This is a genomic window from Pseudomonas sp. IPO3749 (genome assembly GCF_013386605.1).
GTDB lineage: Bacteria > Pseudomonadota > Gammaproteobacteria > Pseudomonadales > Pseudomonadaceae > Aquipseudomonas > Aquipseudomonas azotoformans_A.
The window spans coordinates 1-304 of record NZ_JACARN010000175.1 but is presented as its reverse complement, the minus strand read 5'-3'; the positions used below and the strand labels follow the sequence as shown (position 1 = coordinate 304).

Genomic DNA, 304 nt, shown 5'->3' with positions numbered 1-304 from the left:
AGTACAAGAAGCACATTGAGAAAGACCCGGCCCTGACCCGCCGTTTCCAAGTGGTGCAGGTGGCCGAGCCGTCGGAAGACAAGGCGTTGCTGATGATGCGTGGCGTGGCGTCGACCATGGAGAAACACCACCAGGTGCAGATCCTCGACGAAGCCCTGGAAGCCTCGGTGAAGCTGTCCCACCGCTATATCCCGGCGCGCCAGTTGCCGGACAAGTCCGTGAGCCTGCTGGACACCGCCTGCGCCCGCGTCGCCATCAGCCTGCACGCGGTGCCGGCGGAGGTGGACGACAGCCGCCGTCGCAT

General features: G+C 65.1%; 1 pseudogene. It reads left to right on the top strand.

The features are described 5' to 3' along the window. Positions 1 to 304, top strand: a pseudogene (locus HX812_RS31990) (type VI secretion system ATPase TssH); the annotation flags it as partial.